Genomic DNA, 468 nt, shown 5'->3' on the forward strand with positions numbered 1-468 from the left:
TTCACCAACAACCATGGTGGAACAAAGCCTACGGTGCTCACCAGCGTGGTGGTGACCTTGGATAAGCTTGACAAGATTGTCTCCGGTGACGGTGACGACATTGTCCTCGAACTGACTAATGGTGGGCGTATGACCGGGGCTGAGTTTTTGAACTACAAGTTTGCGGAAATCGGCTACGTCACCCTAATCCACCCCACCATCGGGCCGGTATGGCTACACCGCATGCAGCGCTTCGCGGGGTTTGAGCAACGCATGATGGCTAGCGCGGAGCATCCCACGTGTGCGAGGGAGGGCTGTAACAAGCCGGCTGATTTTGCCCAGGTGCATCACCTGGTGCCGTGGAAGGCCGGTGGGGAAACCAACCCACCGAACCTGACCATGTTGTGTGCTTATCACAACGGGATTAACGATGATGACCCAGATAAACCCACCGGGGCCGGCTACGTCTTCCGCCTGCGCGGTGAAGTG

Annotated in this window: 1 protein-coding gene; it reads left to right on the forward strand. The window is 57.3% G+C overall.

All coding sequences use genetic code 11. The features are described from left to right. Window positions 1–468: HNH endonuclease signature motif containing protein (locus tag HMPREF3149_RS06825; protein WP_246819959.1), on the forward strand; the 468-nt coding region annotated here is incomplete at both ends.

The sequence above is a fragment of the Corynebacterium sp. HMSC05E07 genome (assembly GCF_001807225.1).
In the GTDB taxonomy this organism is placed as follows: domain Bacteria; phylum Actinomycetota; class Actinomycetes; order Mycobacteriales; family Mycobacteriaceae; genus Corynebacterium; species Corynebacterium singulare.